The organism is Silvimonas amylolytica, assembly GCF_014645555.1.
GTDB lineage: Bacteria > Pseudomonadota > Gammaproteobacteria > Burkholderiales > Chitinibacteraceae > Silvimonas > Silvimonas amylolytica.
Window position 1 is genome coordinate 92554 of record NZ_BMLY01000006.1, and the last position, 19195, is coordinate 111748.

The 19195-nt window shown below is 57.0% G+C and carries 21 protein-coding genes; 18 read left to right on the top strand and 3 right to left on the bottom strand.

All coding sequences use genetic code 11. From position 1 onward, the window contains the following. Positions 1-9 precede the first annotated feature (9 nt). The 11 genes from IEX44_RS16210 to IEX44_RS16260 all read left to right on the top strand — a co-directional run bounded on the left by IEX44_RS16210 (position 10) and on the right by IEX44_RS16260 (position 8285). A complete protein-coding gene (locus tag IEX44_RS16210) occupies positions 10-564 on the top strand; it encodes a hypoxanthine-guanine phosphoribosyltransferase (RefSeq protein WP_188696309.1) in 555 nt (184 codons plus the stop codon). Between the two features lie 215 nt (positions 565-779). Continuing rightward, positions 780-2027: a serine hydroxymethyltransferase gene (gene glyA, locus IEX44_RS16215; RefSeq protein ID WP_188696312.1), complete on the top strand. Its 1248-nt coding sequence runs from the start codon at positions 780-782 to the stop codon at positions 2025-2027. A gap of 212 nt (positions 2028-2239) precedes the next feature. Continuing rightward, a complete protein-coding gene (gene nrdR, locus IEX44_RS16220) occupies positions 2240-2707 on the top strand; it encodes a transcriptional regulator NrdR (protein ID WP_188696315.1) in 468 nt (155 codons plus the stop codon). After that, positions 2704-3816, top strand: coding sequence for a bifunctional diaminohydroxyphosphoribosylaminopyrimidine deaminase/5-amino-6-(5-phosphoribosylamino)uracil reductase RibD (ribD, locus tag IEX44_RS16225; protein ID WP_188696317.1), 1113 nt, complete (start codon positions 2704-2706; stop codon positions 3814-3816). Before nrdR ends, ribD begins: the two co-directional genes overlap by 4 nt. A 4-nt stretch (positions 3817-3820) precedes the next feature. Then, positions 3821-4000: a YfgJ family double zinc ribbon protein gene (locus tag IEX44_RS16230; protein WP_229679239.1), complete on the top strand. Its 180-nt coding sequence runs from the start codon at positions 3821-3823 to the stop codon at positions 3998-4000. Next, positions 4001-4612 (top strand): riboflavin synthase, encoded by a 612-nt coding sequence (locus IEX44_RS16235; protein WP_188696324.1) that lies wholly within the window; start codon positions 4001-4003, stop codon positions 4610-4612. Continuing rightward, complete coding sequence (gene ribBA / locus IEX44_RS16240; protein ID WP_188696328.1) at positions 4613-5722, top strand: bifunctional 3,4-dihydroxy-2-butanone-4-phosphate synthase/GTP cyclohydrolase II; 1110 nt, start codon at positions 4613-4615, stop codon at positions 5720-5722. 61 nt (positions 5723-5783) lie between these two features. Beyond that, positions 5784-6257, top strand: coding sequence for a 6,7-dimethyl-8-ribityllumazine synthase (ribH, locus tag IEX44_RS16245; protein ID WP_188696331.1), 474 nt, complete (start codon positions 5784-5786; stop codon positions 6255-6257). Then, positions 6254-6745 carry a transcription antitermination factor NusB gene (nusB, locus tag IEX44_RS16250; RefSeq protein ID WP_188696334.1) on the top strand — a complete coding sequence of 164 codons (492 nt, stop codon included), beginning with the start codon at positions 6254-6256 and terminating at the stop codon, positions 6743-6745. Before ribH ends, nusB begins: the two co-directional genes overlap by 4 nt. A 23-nt stretch (positions 6746-6768) precedes the next feature. Beyond that, a complete protein-coding gene (gene thiL / locus IEX44_RS16255) occupies positions 6769-7740 on the top strand; it encodes a thiamine-phosphate kinase (protein ID WP_188696338.1) in 972 nt (323 codons plus the stop codon). A gap of 41 nt (positions 7741-7781) precedes the next feature. Continuing rightward, positions 7782-8285: a phosphatidylglycerophosphatase A family protein gene (locus tag IEX44_RS16260; RefSeq protein ID WP_188696341.1), complete on the top strand. Its 504-nt coding sequence runs from the start codon at positions 7782-7784 to the stop codon at positions 8283-8285. Between the two features lie 96 nt (positions 8286-8381). Here IEX44_RS16260 and bamC read toward each other — a convergent pair whose 3' ends face one another. Beyond that, a complete protein-coding gene (gene bamC, locus IEX44_RS16265) occupies positions 8382-9623 on the bottom strand; it encodes an NlpB/DapX family lipoprotein (protein WP_188696344.1) in 1242 nt (413 codons plus the stop codon). Positions 9624-9659: 36 nt separating this feature from the next. Further along, positions 9660-10535: a 4-hydroxy-tetrahydrodipicolinate synthase gene (dapA, locus tag IEX44_RS16270; RefSeq protein WP_188696347.1), complete on the bottom strand. Its 876-nt coding sequence runs from the start codon at positions 10533-10535 to the stop codon at positions 9660-9662. A 657-nt stretch (positions 10536-11192) separates the two neighbouring features. Between dapA and nagE the strand changes: the two genes are divergently transcribed. After that, complete coding sequence (gene nagE, locus IEX44_RS16275; protein ID WP_188696349.1) at positions 11193-13166, top strand: N-acetylglucosamine-specific PTS transporter subunit IIBC; 1974 nt, start codon at positions 11193-11195, stop codon at positions 13164-13166. A 164-nt stretch (positions 13167-13330) separates the two neighbouring features. Here nagE and IEX44_RS16280 read toward each other — a convergent pair whose 3' ends face one another. Next, positions 13331-14311, bottom strand: a complete 981-nt coding sequence (locus IEX44_RS16280; RefSeq protein WP_188696354.1) for a malate dehydrogenase — start codon at positions 14309-14311, stop codon at positions 13331-13333. 331 nt (positions 14312-14642) lie between these two features. Here IEX44_RS16280 and IEX44_RS16285 point away from each other — a divergent pair, with 331 nt between their 5' ends. The 6 genes from IEX44_RS16285 (at position 14643) to IEX44_RS16310 (ending at position 19132) form a co-directional block, all read left to right on the top strand. Next, the gene (locus tag IEX44_RS16285; protein WP_188696356.1) at positions 14643-15365 is read left to right on the top strand and encodes a GntR family transcriptional regulator; all 723 of its coding nucleotides are present in this window, start codon (positions 14643-14645) and stop codon (positions 15363-15365) included. Positions 15366-15488: 123 nt separating this feature from the next. Next, positions 15489-15863, top strand: a complete 375-nt coding sequence (gene sdhC, locus IEX44_RS16290) for a succinate dehydrogenase, cytochrome b556 subunit (protein ID WP_188696359.1) — start codon at positions 15489-15491, stop codon at positions 15861-15863. Beyond that, entirely contained in the window at positions 15857-16204 is a 348-nt protein-coding gene (sdhD, locus tag IEX44_RS16295; protein WP_188696362.1) for a succinate dehydrogenase, hydrophobic membrane anchor protein, read from the top strand. The genes sdhC and sdhD overlap by 7 nt, the downstream gene beginning before the upstream one ends. Continuing rightward, entirely contained in the window at positions 16204-17970 is a 1767-nt protein-coding gene (gene sdhA, locus IEX44_RS16300; RefSeq protein ID WP_188696364.1) for a succinate dehydrogenase flavoprotein subunit, read from the top strand. The genes sdhD and sdhA overlap by 1 nt, the downstream gene beginning before the upstream one ends. Positions 17971-17990: 20 nt before the next feature. Beyond that, positions 17991-18692 carry a succinate dehydrogenase iron-sulfur subunit gene (locus IEX44_RS16305; protein WP_188696367.1) on the top strand — a complete coding sequence of 234 codons (702 nt, stop codon included), beginning with the start codon at positions 17991-17993 and terminating at the stop codon, positions 18690-18692. A 197-nt stretch (positions 18693-18889) separates the two neighbouring features. After that, on the top strand, positions 18890-19132 hold the full coding sequence (locus IEX44_RS16310) for an FAD assembly factor SdhE (RefSeq protein ID WP_188696369.1): 243 nt from the start codon (positions 18890-18892) through the stop codon (positions 19130-19132). The last annotated feature ends 63 nt before the right edge of the window (positions 19133-19195 follow it).

A 19195-nucleotide genomic window follows, 5' to 3' on the forward strand; every position in this document is an offset into this window, starting at 1 on the left:
GTATCGACCGTGACGCTTGAACTACCTGCAGCCAACACCATTATCGACAACGCAGACTGCCTGCATACCGAACAGGAGGTCCTTGCTGCGATCGACCATATGGCTGCGCGCATTACGGACGCCATGTCCAGCAGCAACCCGATCGTTTACACGATCATGAACGGTGGCTTGATTGTTTCCGGGCATCTCTTGCCTAAACTGCGTTTTCCGCTGGAGTGCTCTTATCTGCACGCCAGCCGTTATCGCCATGAGACCAGTGGCGGCCAGATCAACTGGCTGGTGCCGCCGCGTGACGACATGAAAGGCCGCACCATCCTGATCATTGACGATATTCTGGACGAGGGCCACACCCTGGCCGCCGTGATTGAAGATTGTCTGAAGCGCGGCGCCAAGGAAGTGAAGGTGGCAGTGCTGGTCGACAAAAAGCATGATCGCAAGGCGCCGGGTGTCACGGCGGACTTTGTGGGTCTGGAAGTCGAAGACCGCTTCCTGTTTGGTTGCGGAATGGATTATCAGGGGTACTGGCGTAATACGCTGTGTATCTATGCAGTGAAGGGGCTGTAAGCCACCTGCTGTGTGCGTTACCAAAACCCGGTCTTGTGCCGGGTTTTGTGTTTTGTATCCGCGGGCCTGGCGTAGGCTGGATCATGAATCCTGCTCATCCACTCATGCGCATAACGCCGCCAGAACGACCCGAAATCGGCTTCATGGTGCGGTAATAAACACGTAAACCATGATAAAATCGCGAATTCTTCTGACACACACCTGGACTTGTCACGATGTTCTCCCGATCCCTGACCATTGCCCAGTACGACCCCGCACTCGCCCAAGCCATGGCTGGCGAAGTGGTTCGTCAGCACGAACATATCGAGCTGATCGCCTCTGAAAACTACACCAGCCCGGCGGTGATGGAAGCCCAAGGCTCCCAACTGACCAACAAGTACGCTGAGGGTTACCCCGGCAAGCGTTTCTACGGTGGTTGCGAATATGTAGACGTGGTTGAGCAGCTGGCCATTGATCGTGTGAAAGAACTGTTTGGCGCTGAATACGCCAACGTGCAGCCGCATTCCGGCTCACAAGCCAACCAGGCTGTTTACTTCTCCATTCTGAAGCCGGGCGACACCGTCATGGGCATGAACCTGGGTCACGGTGGTCACCTGACTCACGGGTCGCCGGCCAACCTGTCGGGCAAGCTGTTCAAGATTGTGCCCTACGGTCTGAACGAAAAAGAAGAAATCGACTACGACGAGATGGAACGCATTGCCATCGAAGCCAAGCCGAAACTGATCATCGGCGGCGCTTCGGCTTATGCCCTGCGTTTTGACTGGGCCCGCATGGCCGAGATCGCCAAGAAGGTCGGCGCGTACTTCATGGTTGATATGGCGCACTACGCCGGCCTCGTGGCCGCTGGTGTTTATCCGAACCCGGTTCCGCATGCTGACTTCGTGACCTCGACCACCCACAAGACCCTGCGTGGTCCGCGTGGTGGCATCATCCTGGCCAAGGCTGAACACGAAAAGATGCTGAACTCCAACGTCTTCCCGACGCTGCAGGGTGGCCCGCTGATGCACGTCATCGCAGGTAAGGCCGTTGCGTTCAAGGAAGCGCTGACCCCCGAGTTCAAGGAATACCAGGCTCAGGTCATCAAGAACGCCCAGGCCATGGCCAAGACCCTGACCGAACGCGGTCTGCGCATCATCTCTGGCCGTACCGAGTCGCACGTGTTCCTCGTGGACCTGCGCCCGAAGGGTCTGACTGGCAAGGCCGCTGACGCTGTGCTGGGCAAGGCACATATCACCGTCAACAAGAACGCCATCCCGAATGATCCGGAAAGCCCGTTCGTGACTTCCGGTATCCGTATCGGCAGCCCGGCCATTACCACGCGCGGCTTCAAAGAAGCTGAAGCCGTTCAGGTTGCGCACCTGATCGCTGACGTGCTGGACAACCCGAACGATGAAGCCAACCTGGCGACCGTGGCGGAAAAGGTGAAAGCCCTGACCGCGCAGTTCCCGGTTTACGGCGCGTAATCAATGCGTTAAGTCCCGCGGGGGCACCCTTGACGGGTGTTGTGGCGGGCAAGGCAAACAGGGTGGGGCATAGCTCCACCCTTTGCCATTTCATGATCTTTGATTAATCAGTCACAATACGCTGCTTGAATCGTGTTCAACCGGCGGTATGTTTAGACATCGACTGGTTGTTTTTCGCCCGATCCGGGCTTGATCTTTGTCGGAGGCTTCTAGTGAAGTGTCCATTTTGTGGTTCCCCCGATACCCAGGTGGTTGATAGCCGGGTGTCTGATGAAGGCGATGTGGTCCGCCGCCGCCGCCGTTGCGCCGTCTGCGACAAACGCTTCACCACCTTTGAAACCGCCGAAGTGCGCATGCCGCAGGTGGTCAAACAGAACGGCCAGCGCGCCGAATTCGATCGCGAAAAAATCCGCACCAGTTTCCATCGGGCGCTGCACAAGCGGCCGGTGCCCACGCATCTTGTCGACGAAGCCATCAGCCGTATCATCCAGAAAGTGCTGACTGTGGGTGAGCGTGAAATCATGTCGCGCCAGATTGGCGAGATGGTGATGAACGAATTGGCACGTCTGGACAAGGTGGCTTATATCCGGTTCGCTTCCGTCTACCGTTCCTTCTCTGATCTTGATGACTTCCGCGACGTGATCCGTGAAGTCAGCAAGGATCACAAGGCACAGCCGTGATCTGGTCTGCCGATGATCTTGTCTTCATGCAGCGTGCGCTCAAGCAGGCTGCGCGCGGGCAATATTACGCGCCGCCTAATCCCAGTGTGGGTTGTGTGCTGGTGCGCGATGGCGAGGTCGTGGGTGAAGGGCATAGCCAGCCCGCTGGTCACGCCCATGCCGAAATCATGGCATTGCGCATGGCGGGTGAACGCGCTGCTGGCGCTACAGCGTACGTGACCCTGGAACCCTGCAGCCACCACGGGCGCACACCACCGTGTGCTGATGCACTGGTGAAAGCAGGCGTTGCACGGGTCGTGGCAGCCCTGCGTGACCCCAATCCGCTGGTGGCGGGGCAGGGCCTGGCCCGTCTGCGTGCGGCAGGTGTGGATGTCGCGCACGGATTGCTGGCCAAAGAAGCCGCTGATCATCACCGTGGTTTTCTAAGCCGCATGATCAGGCAGCGGCCATGGTTGCGACTCAAGATTGCAACATCGCTGGATGGTCGCACCGCGCTGCAAAACGGCCAGTCGCAGTGGATCACCGGTCCGCAAGCACGCGCAGATGTGCAGCGCCTGCGTGCGCGTTCCAGTGCCATGCTGACCGGTATTGGTACGGTGTTGGCCGATGACGCGCAACTCACGGCACGTGATATTGATATTGGCCGTCCGTTACTGCGGGTGGTGGTCGATAGCCGTTTGCGCATGCCGCCTACCGCCAGAATGTTGCAAACGCCAGGTGTGTTGATCGCCACGGCATATGCTGAGGAAAGCCGGGCGAAAAAGCTGACCGATGCCGGGGCCGAGATTTTGGTGTGCCCGGATTCAGCAGGGCAAGTAGACGTCGCTCATCTGGTGCATGAACTCGGCCAGCGTGGCTGCAACGAAGTCACGGTTGAAGCCGGAGCCAGCCTGAATGGCGCATTGTTGCGGGCAGGCCTCGTGGACGAACTGGTGCTTTATCAGGCGCCTATTCTGATTGGTGACTCGGCGCGCGGTACCGCCTGGCTAGAACTGGACGACCTGGCGAACAAGCATGCACCCGTGGTGCGGGAGCGGCGCATGGTGGGTGATGACCTGCGCTGGGACTTGCGATTCACTGATTCGGCTCTATTTGTCACGCAGGAGTAGCGAGATGACGGACATCCAGAACGCCACCCCCTTATGCCCGGATTGCGGCAAGCCACTGGAAGAACTGGTGGCTTGCGGCGCTCGCGACTATTTCTGCAACAGTTGCAACGAACTCAAGTCCAAAACGCGCGTGCGTGAAGCAAACGCGGCGTTTTTCGCTGCCTCAAGCAAGGAAAATCACTGAATGTTTACCGGTATTGTTCAAGCCGTTGGCACCATCGAGAAAATCACGCCGTTTGAAGGTGGGCTCACATTGACTGTGGCTGCGCCGGAGCTGGACATGTCCGACGTCGCGTTGGGCGACAGCATTTCGCACAACGGTGCGTGCATGACCGTCATTGAACTCTCGGAAGGCCACCGTTACCGGATCGACGTTTCCAGCGAATCCCTGAGTGTGACCGTGGGGTTGGCCAATGAAGGCGGCAAGGTCAACCTGGAAAAAGCCATGCGTTTGTCTGATCGCGTCGGTGGGCACCTGGTGTCCGGCCATGTGGATGGCGTGGGTAGCGTGGTGAGTTTTGACCCGGTGGGCGACAACCGCGAACTGATCGTCGAAGCACCAAAGGCGCTGGCGAAATACCTGGCCGCCAAAGGGTCCGTGGTTGTGAATGGTGTTTCGTTGACCACCAACAAAGTGACGGATGCGGAGGGCGGTTGCCGTTTTTCCATCAATCTGATCCCGCACACGCTGGCGGTGACCACACTGGGTACCATTCAGGCGGGCGACAAGGTCAATCTGGAGATCGACCTGATTGCCCGTTACGTCGAACGCATGATGTCGCTGGAGCAAGCATAAATGGCGGCCAGCATTTCTCCGATCAAAGACATCATTGCCGACATTCGCGCCGGCAAGATGGTCATCCTTGTGGATGAAGAAGACCGCGAAAACGAAGGTGATCTGGTTCTTGCTGCCGACTACGTTACGCCGGAAGCCATTAACTTCATGGCCAAGTACGGCCGCGGCCTGATCTGCCTGACACTGTCTGCAGAGCGCTGCGAGCAATTGGCACTGCCGCTGATGGTGAACAACAATGGCTCCAGTCATGGCACCAACTTTACGGTGTCGATCGAGGCCGCCGAAGGGGTCAGTACGGGTATTTCTGCGCACGACCGCGCACTGACCATCCGCAAGGCTGTAGCCTTTGATGCCAAACCGGGTGATCTGGTTTCGCCGGGTCATGTTTTCCCGCTGCTGGCCCAACCGGGTGGCGTTCTCGTGCGCGCAGGCCATACCGAAGCGGGTTCTGATCTGGCCATGCTGGGAGGCTTGTCGCCCACATCCGTCATTTGTGAAATCATGAATGACGATGGCACCATGGCCCGCCTGCCGCAGTTGCTGGAATTCGCTGCTGAACATGACATCAAAATCGGCACCATTGCTGACTTGATTCATTACCGCAGCCAGACCGAAACACTGATTGAATGCAAGGGCCGCCGTACGGTAGAGACGTTTGCGGGCGATTTTGAACTGGCTGTGTTCCGCGACAAACTCACCGAAACAACCCACCTGGCACTTGTTAAGGGTGAGCCGCAGCCCGACAAGGAAACACTGGTGCGGGTGCACGAGCCTGCATCGCTGATGGACTGGCTGGACCTCTCGCACTCCGGCCATTCCTGGAATGTACGTGAATCGCTGGATGCCATCGCCAGGGCGGACAGTGGCGTCATGATCCTGCTTCACCGTACTGAAGACGGGAACGATTTGCTGGCGCGTGCGCTGCCTGAACTCAAGCTGGAGCAAGTTCGCAAGTGGGATATGCGTACTTATGGCATCGGTGCGCAAATGCTCAAATCTCTGGGGGTCGGCAAAATGCGTTTGTTGAGCCCTGAGCGCAAGATTCCAAGCATGACCGGTTTCGGGCTGGAAATTACCGGCTTTGAATTGCCGCGTTGTGCAGAGAAATAAACAGGCCGTCTGCCAAACAAGCAGTAACGACCTCTATAAATAACCTTATCAAGGATTAACCATGTCGATCAATTCGTCGATTCCGTTTATTGCCCCTGATTTCAATGGGAACGGACTGCGCATTGCCATTGTGATGGCACGTTTCAATACTCCTGTATGCGAAGGCCTGCGCGATGCATGTCTGGCTGAACTGAAAAAACTGGGTGTGCAGGATGAAGACCTGCTGCTGACCACGGTGCCCGGTGCGCTGGAAATCCCGCTGGTGCTGCAGTCTTTGGCTGAATCGGACCAATATGATGCATTGATCGCGCTGGGTGCCGTGATCCGTGGTGAGACTTACCACTTTGAGCTGGTTTCCAACGAATCTGGCTCGGGTGTTACCCGTATTGGTCTGGATGCTGGTATTCCCATTGCCAATGCGATCCTGACGACCGAAACCGACGAGCAGGCTGAAGTGCGTGTGCAGGAAAAGGGTGCTGATGCCGCCCGTGTTGCCGTGGAAATGGCCAATCTGCAAAAGGCGTTGCGAGCATGAGCGAAGTAAACCAGCCAGGCGCAGATGCGCCCAAAAAGCCGCCGAAGTCGGCCCGTCGCCGTTCGCGTGAATTTGCCATGCAGGGTTTGTACCAGTGGCAGCTCACGGGTGAATCTATCCCCGCTATTGAGCGCTTTCTGAAAGAAAGCAGCCCTTATTTCGTGAAGGCAGATGAAGGCCTGTTCCGCTCGATCCTGGTGGGGGGTATCCAGAGTAACGCCGTGTTGACCGAAGCGCTCAAGCCGCACGTGGATCGCGACTTCGAAGAGGTCAGCCCGGTTGAGCGCGCCATTCTGTTTGTGGGCGCGCAAGAAATCATCAACATGCCCGAAACACCGTACCCGGTCATCATTAACGAAGCCATCGAACTGGCCAAGACCTTTGGCGGTACGGATGGTCACCGTTTTGTGAACGGTGTGCTGGACAAACTGGCTGCAGAGGTTCGTCCGGTTGAGGTTGAAGCCATCCGCGCCAAACGCGCGCGCTGAGTGGCACTAGCCCACTTTTCGTTGTGAACGAGTTCGACCTCATCAAGCGTTATTTCAACCCCGCTACCCAGCCCGCTGTCGCAGATCTGGGGATCGGGGACGACGCCGCTTTGCTCACGCCACGCATTGGTTATCAGCAAGCTATTTCAGTCGACATGCTGGTAAGTGGGCGACACTTCTTTGCCGATGTCGATCCGTGGCGGCTGGGTTACAAGTCTTTAGCGGTCAATCTTTCTGACATTGCGGCCATGGGGGGCATTCCGCGCTGGTTTACGCTGGCGCTGGCCCTGCCGAGCGCAGATGCAGGCTGGCTGGATGCTTTTAGTCGTGGTTTGTTTCATCTGGCACAGTTGCATGGCGTTGAGTTGGTGGGGGGCGATACCACGCGTGGGCCGCTTACTCTTAGTATCCAGATCGCCGGTGAAGTCGAAACCGGCACGGCACTCACGCGTTGTGGTGCCAGTGCGGGTGATGATGTCTGGGTCTCAGGCGTGCTGGGTGCCGCAGCTGCCGCCGTCGCACACCGAGTGGAAGGATTGCCATTGGTGCCCGACGTGCTGATGCGCTGCAAGGACAGGCTGGAAATGCCAACGCCCCGTGTGGCATTGGGGCGTGCTTTGCGTGGCCTCGCTAGCGCATGTCTGGATGTGTCTGACGGCATCGTGGGTGATCTGAGGCATATCTGCGAGCGCTCCGGGGTGCGCGCTGAATTGTTTGCAGATGCACTTCCGGTTGACCCGGTTCTGACTTCGCTGCCACTTGCAACCCGGCAAAAACTGGCGCTTGCAGGCGGTGATGAATATGAACTGTGCTTCTGCGCGCCGACCACGCACCGCGAACAGATCTTGCGCCTGGCACTGGAGCTTGATTTGCCCCTGACCAGAGTTGGCCGTATGCTCGCCCCGCTAGCGGGCGCACAGCCAGTGCAACTGGTGGATGAAAAGGGGGCGACGCTTGTTTTCAGCCATGGCGCCTTTGATCATTTTGGCGCGTAAGCACGTACCTGATTCCTGACTTTTCATACTGAAGGTTATCCATGGGAAAAAGCGGAGCCGTCCCTGCGGACTGGCGTTTCTGTTTCAGTCACCCTGCGCATTTCATTGCGCTGGGTTTCGGTAGTGGCGTAGCACCCAAGGCACCCGGAACGTTTGGCTCGCTCGCGGCGATTCCGTTGTATGCGGCCATGCTGTACTTTTGGCCTCCCATTTTCATCTTGTCACTGACTGCGCTGGTATTTGTCATTGGCTGGTGGGCCGCAAGTAAAACTGGTCACGATCTGGGCGTGCATGACCACGGTGCAATCGTGATCGATGAAATCGTGGCAATGTGGCTGGTGCTGCTGGTTGTGCCGGTTAACTTCTGGTGGTGGATTGCCGCGTTTGCCGCGTTTCGCGTGTTTGATATCTGGAAACCATGGCCGATTCGCTGGTTTGACACCAAAGTGCCGGGTGGTTTGGGAGTGATGGTGGATGATATTGTTGCTGCGTTTTATGCGGTAGTCGTGTTGCTGCTGGCTCAAACATTGCTCGCGCGCGGGTAGGTGGGGCCAGGATCCTGGCGGTCTTCGGATCTGCGCAGGAGACAATAAAAAACGGGCCATCTGGCCCGTTTTTGTTTTTGCTGCAAGCGGCAATGCTTACTTGAGCTGGGTTTGCAGCTTGGACAGGAGGTCGTACGCAACCTTGGCGTCCGCCGGCTTGCCATCTTTGCCGGTTACCGTCACGCGGATCGTGTTGACTTCCTGCTTGAGCAATACCTGGAATTCGGACTGCTTCACGACGCCGGCGTTCGGATCGTTCTTCTTCCAGAAAGCCAGTTTGTTCATGAAGCTGTCGCCTTTTTCTTCCTTGCCGATGTCGGCTTCGGCTTGCTTCACGTAGTAGGTGCCTTCTGTACGGTTACGATCGAATACGACGTAACCGGTGCGGTCCAGTGCCAGGCCAACACGACGCCATGCGCGGTCATACGTATCGTTCACGCTCAGTGCCGAATTGTTTTCGATCAGTGTGGCACCATCCGGCACCTTGACCGGTGCCGCTACAACCTGCTGCGCTTGCTGTGCCGGCATGCCGAACTTTTGTAGCATCAAGGCCAGCATCTGGGCTTCCAGTTCCGGATCTTCCGGACGCGGAGTCCAGACGGTCTGAACGTTTGCATCGCCGCCAGCGGTGCCTGCATTACGCGGGCTGTCGCTGCCGTTGTCCTTGTAAACTTCCTTCATGCCTTGATGAGTCAGGTAAATTTCAACTGTACCTGGCTCAGTACCTTGTTCTACACGGGTGCGGAAGCGGTCAAGCAGGCCGGTGGAAATCACACCATCTGCAATCTTGCGCAGCATGCGGGTGACAATGTCTTGCGGCAGGTTGGCGCGGTTTTCTTGCCAGTCTGTTTCCATGATGCCGATCGACGAGTTATCCGTCGTCAGCAAGAAGCCGTTGTCCAGCCAGAACTGACGGATTTCCGGCCACAACTTGGCCGAGTCGCCTTGTACCACCAGCCAGCGTTGCGAACCAGCCTGAACGAGGCGAGCCGGCTGGTTGGCAGAAAGTGTCGAAGCCTTGGTGATGTTGGCTTCGTCCGTTGCGGCTACGACAGCTGCAGCGGCAGGCTCGCTAGCTGCTGCACTGGCCGTAGCAGCCGGGGCTGGCGTTGCCGCCTTGGCCGTCGGCGTGCCGGCAAGCGTCTTGCCCGGGACGACAAAAGCGTTGGTGGCGGTCGGTGCGCTCAGATCGGGCGGCACTTCCAGGGTGTTGGTAGAGAGGTTATCGCTGCCGGAACGGTAGTCAACCTTGCTCTGGAACGGCATCTGGTCAACAGAAGTACAACCCGCTGCTGCCAGTACGGCAACGAGCGGAATCAGGCGAAACACGTTTTTCATGAGCGGATTCTGCGTCAGGTAATGGTCGGGTATGGTTTATTGCAGGCCGGCGGCGTGCAGTGCCTTGCGCACCACGGGCTGCGCACCTTCTGAAAGGCGGGTCAGTGGCAGGCGGATGCCGCTACCAATCAGGCCCATTTCTTCCAGTGCCCATTTAACCGGGATCGGGTTGGCTTCTACGAACAGATTTTTATGCAGGTCTTGCAGTGCATCGTTGATGGCGCGTGCATCGGCAATACGGCCAGCCGCAGCGGCGACACACAGGTCATGCATCTGACGCGGGGCAACGTTGGCAGTCACAGAGATGACGCCATGGCCGCCCAGCAGCAGGAAGGCCAGTGAAGACGCATCGTCGCCACTGTACAGGCCGAAGTTTTTCGGCGCGCGTTTGATGAGATCTGCCGCGCGCTCCAGATTGCCGGTGGCATCTTTGAGGCCAATAATGCCAGGCAGTTCCGCCAGGCGCAGGACGGTGTCGTTATTCATGTCGGCTACGGTACGGCCGGGCACATTGTAAAGCAGGGTAGGCAAGCCGGACTCTTCGGCAATTGCCTTGAAGTGGCGGAACAGGCCTTCTTGCGTTGGCTTGTTGTAGTAAGGCACCACCGAGAGGCCGTATTGAGCGCCCACGTCACGCGCCTTGCGGGACAGATGAACTGCCTCACGTGTGGAATTGGCACCGGTGCCCGCAATAACAGGCACGCGGCCGGCTGCCTGTTCGACCACAACGCGAATGATCTCTACATGCTCTTCGACATCAACGGTGGGAGACTCACCCGTGGTGCCCACAGCAACAAGGCCATCAGTGCCCTGCGCGATGTGGAAGTCAACGAACTGCCTCAAACGATCAAAATCAAGAGCGCCGTCGTCCTTCATCGGGGTCACGAGCGCAACCAGACTACCTGTCAGCATGTGCAAATACCTGTATTGTCCACTGGAGTTCGTCGACGCAGGATACCCGCTGTCAACGATTATGCAAGCCGCCATTCTAACCGAAGCCAGGGTCGCTTGGCATCAAGAGTGAATGGCAGATTTTGTCACTACGAAATAACTTGTGGCATACCTTGCCTGGTATGGCCTGTCTGTCACGTTTTAACGCGTTACAAGGCGGGTGGTGTACCGGTAACTGTGTGACGATGCCGGGATTCAATTGGGCGGTAGAAATTTGAGTCAAAACAAAATGCGAAAGCTTTTTTGCGCGTAAGTTGACGCATTTTAAAATCAAGAATCGCCTTGGCAAATGCGTTGTGCTTGAGTTGTACAAAACGCGTGCCAAGGAAATAAAAGCGACAAAATCGTACAAGCAGAAGATGGAAATGAAAGGCTGGTTGTTGACGGCATATCGCTGCAATAGCGTGCCCTTCATGTATTTAAAGGCATTGGCCTTCAGTTGCCTGGGCAATTGGAGTAAATGCTTTTTGCGCCTGACATTGCACAGGACATAGCACGGTGGAATAATTCGCGTGGGTTTACATGTACCCTGGAAGCGATTACAACACCTTTAGGTGCTGTCTTGTGCAGCCTGAACTCTTATTAAAATTTTTTTCTTACGTATAAACAGGAGGCAACATGAACTTGCTGGGCGGATTACAGAGGTTGGGCCGCTCCTTGCAGCTGCCAATTGCAACGCTGCCAGTGGCTGCATTGCTGTTGCGGCTGGGGCAACCAGATGTGTTCAACCTGCCGTTCATTGCTGAAGCGGGTGGGGCGATCTTCGGGCAACTGGCACTGGTGTTTGCAATTGGTGTAGCGGTGGGCTGGTCCAAGGATGATGCAGGTGCTGCGGCGCTTGCTGGTGCCGTGGGTTATCTGATTCTCACCAAAGCAATGGTCGTTATCAACAAAGACGTCAACATGGGCGTACTGGCCGGTATTCTGTCCGGTCTGGTCGCGGGGGCCATGTATAACCGTTTCCATGCGATCAAGCTGCCGGACTGGCTGGCTTTCTTCGGTGGCAAGCGCTTTGTGCCGATCATTACCGGCTTGACCATGCTGATTCTGGCTGGGATTCTGGGCTACGTCTGGCCACCGATTCAGGGCGTCATCAAAGACGCTGGTGACTGGATGGTGAGCGCGCATGCCCTGGGTGCTGCCGTGTTCGCTACCGTGAACCGTCTGCTGATCCCGACTGGTCTGCATCAGGTGATCAACGCGATTGCATGGTTCCAGATTGGCGACTTCACCTATCTGAAGGATGGCGTGTCGACCGTGGCTCACGGCGACTTGAACCGCTTCTTTGCGGGTGACGTGACCGCTGGCCAGTTCATGGCTGGTTTCTACCCGGTCATGATGTTCGGTCTGCCTGGTGCCGCGCTGGCCATGTACTTTGCCGCGCCCAAGAGCCGCCGTGCCGCTGTGGGTGGTCTGCTGTTCTCCGTGGCTTTCACCGCGTTCCTGACCGGTGTGACCGAGCCGATCGAATTCCTGTTCATGTTCCTCGCACCGGCTCTGTACTTTGTACATGCCGTGCTGACTGGTGTGTCGGCTTACATCGCCACCATGCTTGATGTGCACGCCGGCTTCTCGTTCTCTGCTGGCGCAATCGACTATGTGTTGATGTCCAAGCTGCCTGCTGCCAAGAACGTCAGCATCCTGCTGATCATGGGCGTGATCTGGTTTGTGCTGTACTACGTACTGTTCACATTCTTTATCAAGGCATTCAACCTGAAGACTCCGGGTCGTGAAGATGATGCGGTTGAAGGTGCTGCTGCACCGGCTCCGGCTGCTTCTGGCGACATGGGCGCACTGGCTACTTCCTACATTGCAGTTGTGGGTGGTGCTTCCAACCTGACCGGTATTGACGCTTGCATTACCCGCCTGCGTCTGCAAGTGAATGATTCCAGCATCGTCAATGAAGCCGAGGCCAAGCGTCTGGGTGCTTCTGGCCTGATCCGCCTGAACAAGCAAAACGTTCAAATCATTGTTGGCCCCAAGGCTGAGATGATTGCAGACGGCATGCGTCGTCAAGTGGGTGCTTCGGCTGCCGCTCCGGCTCCGGCCACTGCTGCCCCTGCGCCGGCTCCAAAGCCAGCGGCTGCTGCCCCGGCACCGGTCGCTCCGGTTGCAGTTCCGACTTCTTCCAAGGGCCTGGTTCTGGTTGCACCGCTGACTGGTAACATTGTGCCGCTGGATCAAGTGCCGGATGCTGCATTTGCCAGCAAGGCTGTGGGTGAAGGCATTGCGATTCAACCGACAGGCAAGTTTGTTGTTGCTCCGGCTAGCGGTACGCTGGTCAAGATCTTCAACAGCAACCACGCGTTTGCGCTGGTGGCGGACAGTGGTGCGGAAATCATCGTTCACATTGGTATCGAAACTGTGAAGTTGGGCGGTCAGGGCTTTACCCGTCTGGCCGAGCAAGGTGCTCATGTGAATGCGGGTGAGCCCGTGCTGGAACTGGATCTGGAATACCTGGCCGCCAACGCTCAGTCGTTGATCAGCCCGGTTGTGATCAGCAACTCTGACCAGTTTGCTGGTCTGGCTGATCTGGCTTCCGGTTCGGTTGAGGCTGGCAAGTCTGCGCTGTACACCGTTGTGAACAAGTAATTGTTCTGACACCCGCAGCCTTCGGGGTGCGGGGCATAACAAAAAGGGCATGACTTTTCAGTCATGCCCTTTTTGTTTCTGTCGTATCCCTCTCCTGGCGGCCGGGGAGAGGCAACAAAAAAGGCGAGCCGCAATGGCTCGCCTTTTTAATGACTTGAAACGGCTTACGACAGCAGGTGCTTCACGGCGTCACGTTCTTCAGACAGTTCCTTGTACGTGGCATCCATGCGGGAGCGGCTGAATTCGCTGACAGCCAGGCCCTGAACGATTTCGTACTTGCCATCTTTGCAGGTGACCGGGTAACCGAAAATGATGTCGCTGTAGCCGTATTCACCATTGGCCGGAACACCCATGGTGACCCAGTCGCCTTCCGGTGTGCCCAGCACCCAGTTACGGATGTGGTCGATTGCGGCATTTGCAGCAGACGCAGCAGAAGACAGGCCACGCGCCTTGATAATGGCTGCACCACGTTGTTGCACAGTCGGGATGAACTCGGCTTCGAGCCACTTTTGATCATTAATCAGTTCAGCGGCATTCTTGCCGTTCACTTCGGCGTGGAAGATATCCGGATATTGGGTCGAGGAGTGATTGCCCCAAATGGTCATCTTCTTCACAGCGGTCACGGCATTGCCGGTCTTCTGGGCAATTTGTGTCAGTGCACGGTTGTGATCCAGACGCATCATGGCGGTGAAGTTGGCCGGGTTCAGATCCGGGGCGTTCTTCATGGCGATGTAAGCGTTGGTGTTGGCCGGGTTACCGACCACCAGAACCTTCACGTCGCGGCTGGCGACTTCGTTCAGGGCGCGGCCCTGAGCAGTAAAGATGGCGCCATTGGCTTCCAGCAGGTCTTTGCGTTCCATGCCCGGGCCGCGCGGACGTGCGCCCACCAGCAGGGCAACGTCTGCATCTTTGAATGCAACCTTCGGGTCGTCGGTTTGCACGATGCCAGCCAGCAGCGGGAACGCGCAGTCGTCGAGTTCCATCACAACGCCATTGAGTGCCGGCAGGGACGGGGTGATATCCAGCAATTGCAGAATAACCGGTTGATCCGGGCCCAGCATCGCGCCGGAAGCAATGCGGAACAGGAGGCTGTAACCGATCTGGCCGGCTGCGCCGGTTACGGCAACGCGTACGGGTTTTTTCATTGAGTACTACTCCGCGTAAAAGTGGGCGGGTATCCCGCCATCGACGACAGCGCAGGGCTTTTCCTTGCGCGCCATGAAGCAGTGTGTCTGGTTCTCGTCAGCCCGTATGTTGTCATTGTGCGGACGCTACATCTTTTTGAGGACTTGATCCGATGCTGGACCGGGCCATACCGAACCGGACTGCAATTGCAAAGTGGCGAAAGTTTATCATGCACTTCCGCGCAGGTGGTACGTTTTGGCGGCTTTCTACCGCTATTCGGTGGTTTGTCTTATGTCTTATATAAGACTGTAGTAGACTCCACGGCGACAACATGTTAAAAAGCTGCAAATCATGAAAAAGCTCATTGCCCAATCGCTCTATCAACAGGTGATGCGGGAGGTGCTCTCTGATATTGAAACCGGTATGTGGCAAGGCGATGAAGCCCTGCCGAGCGAGCAAGAACTGGCTCAACGTTTCGGTGTCAGTCAGGGGACCGTCCGCAAAGCGCTGGATGTACTGGTCGCCAGCAATGTGTTGTATCGGCGCCAGGGCGTGGGCACGTTTGTTACCGATGCAGGGGACGATCTCGGAAGTATGCGGTTTGCTGCACTGAATGAGCATGCGGCAAGAACACCGAAGGTTGAAGTGTTGAGCTGCGTGAAAATTCATGCTGGCGAATACCTTGCGGAAGTACTGAATCTGCGCCGTAGCGCGCCGCTCTGGCAGGTGCGCCGGCTGGTGCGGGTCGAGGGCGAAGTGATTGGTGTGGATGAATCCTTGTTGTCAGAGGTGACATTTCCTGCGCTGGACATGCGGCGTTTGCGGGAACTGGGCGGCAATATTCGCGCCATGTGCTGGCGTGATTACCGCGTCCGGCTCAAGGGCAGCGACATGCGTTATCGGGCGGTGCCCGCAGCGCAAACAGAAGCACGTTTGTTGCAGATTGAAGTCAACGAACCGGTACTGCAGGTGATTCGCCTGTCCAAAGATTTTGAAGACGTGCCGCAGGTCTGGAGTGCGGCATGGTTTTGTAGTGAGAAATATGCATTGCAATCAGTCGAGATGATTGGCTGAGGCGGCTCTGGTTGTACTCGGGGTTGTTCGTTTTGATGAAAAGTGAAATGAACAGCCTGAACGATGCAGTGGATGGTAATAACGGTTCTCAAACTTGTGAGTCAAAAAGAAGGATTTGTGCGTATGAGTCAAAAAAGACCCAAGCACCTCGCGCTATGGCAGATCAAACTGCCGATCCCGGGGATAGTCTCGATTCTGCATCGCGCCAGCGGCGCGCTGATGTTTGTAGCGATTCCCTTCATGTTGTATGCCCTCGCAGGTTCCCTCTCTTCCGCAGAGCACTTTGATGCGTTTCGCGCCTGTATTGCCAACCCGCTTGTGAAAATCCTGTTGCTGGTCGTGCTGTGGGGCTTTTTGCATCACGCCTGTGCTGGCGTCCGTTTTTTGCTGCTGGATATCCACAAAGGTCTTGATCTGGCCACCGCGCGCCTGACCGCCAGACTGGTGCTGGTTGTGAGCCTGGTGCTGACCGTCATCATCGGGGGGCTGACATGGTAAATCGTCATGTAATCGGTGCGCACTATGGTTTGCGCGACTGGCTGGCTCAGCGCGTTACCGCTGTGATCATGCTGGTCTATACGCTGGCCATCGTGGTGTTTTTGCTGGCCGCCCATAACCAGGGTTTTGATGGCTGGAAAGCCTTGTTCGCCTGTACCTGGGTCAAAGTGCTGACGCAGATCACTGTGCTTGCGCTGCTGTGGCACGCCTGGATTGGTGTGCGGGATATCTGGATGGACTACATCCAGCCCGTCGGCGTACGCCTGACCATGCACGTGCTCACGCTGGTATGGCTGCTGGGCAGTCTTGTTTATTCCGTTAAAGTGGTGTGGGGTGCCTGATGTCTGTTCCCGTTCGCAAATTTGATGCAGTCATCGTTGGTGCCGGTGGCGCCGGTCTGCGCGCAGCCCTGCAACTCTCGGAAGCCGGCTTGAAGACCGCCGTGCTGTCCAAAGTTTTCCCGACCCGCTCCCACACCGTTGCAGCACAAGGTGGCATCTCCGCCTCGCTGGGCAATGTGCAGGAAGACAAATGGGAATGGCATATGTACGACACCGTGAAGGGGTCGGACTGGCTGGGTGACCAGGATGCGATTGAATTTATGTGCCGCCAGGCGCCAGAAGTCGTGGTTGAGCTGGAACACTTCGGCATGCCATTTGACCGTCTGGAAAACGGCAAGATCTATCAGCGCCCGTTCGGCGGCCACATGGCTGACTTCGGCAAGACCCCGGTGCAACGTGCCTGTGCTGCCGCTGACCGTACCGGTCATGCCATGTTGCATACCCTGTACCAACGTAATGTACGCGCCAATACCCAGTTCTTTGTGGAATGGATGGCGCTGGATCTGATCCGTGATGCTGATGGCGACGTGATTGGTGTCACTGCGCTGGAAATGGAAACCGGTGAAACCTACGTGCTGCATGCCAAGGCGGTGTTGTTTGCCACGGGTGGTGCTGGTCGTATCTATTCTGCTTCCACGAATGCCTTTATCAATACCGGTGACGGTCTGGGTATGACGGTGCGTGCCGGTATTCCGCTGGAAGACATGGAATTCTGGCAATTCCACCCGACCGGTGTGGCTGGTGCTGGCGTATTGATTACCGAGGGCGTGCGCGGCGAGGGCGGTATTCTGCTCAATGCCAATGGTGAGCGTTTTATGGAGCGTTACGCACCAAATGCCAAGGATCTGGCTTCGCGTGATGTGGTGTCCCGCGCCATGGCGCTGGAAATCCTGGAAGGCCGTGGTTGTGGCAAGGAAAAAGATCACGTGCTGCTCAAGCTTGATCACCTGGGCCCGGAAATCATCAATCATCGCCTGCCGGGTATCCGCGAAATTGCCATCAAGTTCGCCGGCGTGGACCCGATTAAAGACCCGATCCCGGTGGTGCCGACAACGCACTACATGATGGGCGGTATTCCGGCCAACTATAAGGGTGAAGTGGTCGCGCCGCAGGGCGATAACCCGGAAGTGCGCGTCAACGGTTTCTACGCAGCGGGCGAGTGCGCATGTGCTTCCGTGCACGGTGCCAACCGCTTGGGCACCAACTCCTTGCTGGATCTGGTGGTGTTCGGCAAGTCAGCCGGCAACAGCATGATCGACTTTATCCGGAACGAACGTAAAGACTGGAAACCGCTGCCGGAAAATGCCGCTGATTTCTCGCTGGCCCGTCTGGCGCGTCTGGAAAACCAGACCGGTGGCGAAGAAGTGGCCGATGTTCGCGCTGCCATGCAAAAGTGTGTGCAACTGCGCGCGGGCGTGTTCCGCAACGACGAGAACCTCGCCAAGGGTGTGGCCGAGATCAAAGAGATCGCCGAGCGTGCCAAGCGCACCCAGATCAAGGACAAGTCCAAGGTCTGGAACACGGCCCGTACCGAAGCGCTGGAACTGGACAACCTGATCGAAGTGGCCATTGCGACGCTGATCTCTGCGGAAGCCCGCAAAGAATCGCGCGGTGCGCATGCTCAGGATGATCACCCGGACCGCCACGATGACGAGTGGATGAAGCACACGCTGTATGACGGCCAGACTCGTTCGTTGTCATACAAACCAGTGCATACCCAGCCGCTGTCGGTTGAATATATTGCTCCGCAAAAGCGCGTCTATTAATTGGCGAGAGTACACAGATCATGAAAATGCATTTCCAGATGTACCGTTACAACCCGGACGTGGACGCCAAGCCCTACATGCAGGACTACCACGTCGAACTGGAACCGTCCGACAAAAAACTGCTGGACGCGCTGGTGCGCCTCAAAGCGGTGGATGACACGCTGAGCTTTCGCCGCTCCTGCCGCGAAGGCGTGTGCGGTTCTGACGCCATGAACATCAACGGCAAGAACGGCCTGGCCTGTATTACTGACCTGAATGATCTGAAGCAGCCAGTGCAGATCCGTCCGCTGCCGGGGCTGCCGGTGATCCGCGATCTGATCGTGGACATGACGCAGTTCTTCAAGCAGTACCACTCGATCAAGCCGTACGTGATCAACAATGACCCGGCGCCGGAGCGTGAGCGTCTGCAGTCGCCAGAAGACCGTGAAGAACTCGACGGTTTGTACGAGTGTATTCTGTGCGCCTGTTGTTCTACGTCCTGCCCGTCGTTCTGGTGGAACCCGGACAAGTTCGTTGGTCCGGCGGGTCTGCTGGCTGCATACCGTTTCATCGCCGATACCCGCGACACCGCCACGAACGAGCGTCTGGATAACCTGGAAGACCCGTATCGTCTGTTCCGTTGCCACACCATCATGAACTGCGTGGATGTGTGCCCGAAGCATCTGAACCCGACGAAGGCGATTGGCAAGATCAAAGACCTGATGGTCAAACGCGTGGTGTGAGGGGCTACTGCGCAACGCCATGCTGACTCCCGGCGGTCCTCGCAATCCTCACGTACTTGCATGTACGTTCCGGTTGCTGCGGTCCGGCGGAATCCAGCCTGACGTCGCTCGCTACGCCTGAGGCGACGCTGGGGAGTAGTGGTATGCCAGTGGTGCAACTCGGGCGTTGAATGAATGTTTTTGCAGGACTGAGAGCAGTGGACGAAGTTGAAAAGAAACGCATCGTCTGGCGGTCACGCCGGGGTTTGCTGGAGCTGGATATCCAGTTGGAGCGCTTTGTGCGCGACGTGCTGCCCGGGTTCAGTGATGCCGAATGGTTAGCCTATTCGCAGATGTTGTTGCTCTCTGATAACGATTTGCTGGATTACCTGAACGGCAAGGCGCCATGCCCGGATCAAGGTCTTGTTCCGATGATTGAACGGGTTCGTGCGCAAAGATAGTTTAGATACACGGTCTGACCTCTCAAGGGCCAGATACGGCATTGCAAACCAGGAGCTTGTAAA

Bases quoted from the DNA above. Each gene is read 5' to 3' on its own strand.
- glyA (WP_188696312.1), top strand. From the start codon at position 780: ATGTTCTCCCGATCCCTGACCATTGCCCAGTACGACCCCGCACTCGCC.
- IEX44_RS16230 (WP_229679239.1), top strand. From the start codon at position 3,821: ATGACGGACATCCAGAACGCCACCCCCTTATGCCCGGATTGCGGCAAG.
- IEX44_RS16235 (WP_188696324.1), top strand. From the start codon at position 4,001: ATGTTTACCGGTATTGTTCAAGCCGTTGGCACCATCGAGAAAATCACG.
- ribBA (WP_188696328.1), top strand. From the start codon at position 4,613: ATGGCGGCCAGCATTTCTCCGATCAAAGACATCATTGCCGACATTCGC.
- ribH (WP_188696331.1), top strand. From the start codon at position 5,784: ATGTCGATCAATTCGTCGATTCCGTTTATTGCCCCTGATTTCAATGGG.
- nusB (WP_188696334.1), top strand. From the start codon at position 6,254: ATGAGCGAAGTAAACCAGCCAGGCGCAGATGCGCCCAAAAAGCCGCCG.
- IEX44_RS16260 (WP_188696341.1), top strand. From the start codon at position 7,782: ATGGGAAAAAGCGGAGCCGTCCCTGCGGACTGGCGTTTCTGTTTCAGT.
- bamC (WP_188696344.1), bottom strand. From the start codon at position 9,623: ATGAAAAACGTGTTTCGCCTGATTCCGCTCGTTGCCGTACTGGCAGCA.
- dapA (WP_188696347.1), bottom strand. From the start codon at position 10,535: ATGCTGACAGGTAGTCTGGTTGCGCTCGTGACCCCGATGAAGGACGAC.
- nagE (WP_188696349.1), top strand. From the start codon at position 11,193: ATGAACTTGCTGGGCGGATTACAGAGGTTGGGCCGCTCCTTGCAGCTG.
- IEX44_RS16280 (WP_188696354.1), bottom strand. From the start codon at position 14,311: ATGAAAAAACCCGTACGCGTTGCCGTAACCGGCGCAGCCGGCCAGATC.
- IEX44_RS16285 (WP_188696356.1), top strand. From the start codon at position 14,643: ATGAAAAAGCTCATTGCCCAATCGCTCTATCAACAGGTGATGCGGGAG.
- sdhC (WP_188696359.1), top strand. From the start codon at position 15,489: ATGAGTCAAAAAAGACCCAAGCACCTCGCGCTATGGCAGATCAAACTG.
- sdhD (WP_188696362.1), top strand. From the start codon at position 15,857: ATGGTAAATCGTCATGTAATCGGTGCGCACTATGGTTTGCGCGACTGG.
- sdhA (WP_188696364.1), top strand. From the start codon at position 16,204: ATGTCTGTTCCCGTTCGCAAATTTGATGCAGTCATCGTTGGTGCCGGT.
- IEX44_RS16305 (WP_188696367.1), top strand. From the start codon at position 17,991: ATGAAAATGCATTTCCAGATGTACCGTTACAACCCGGACGTGGACGCC.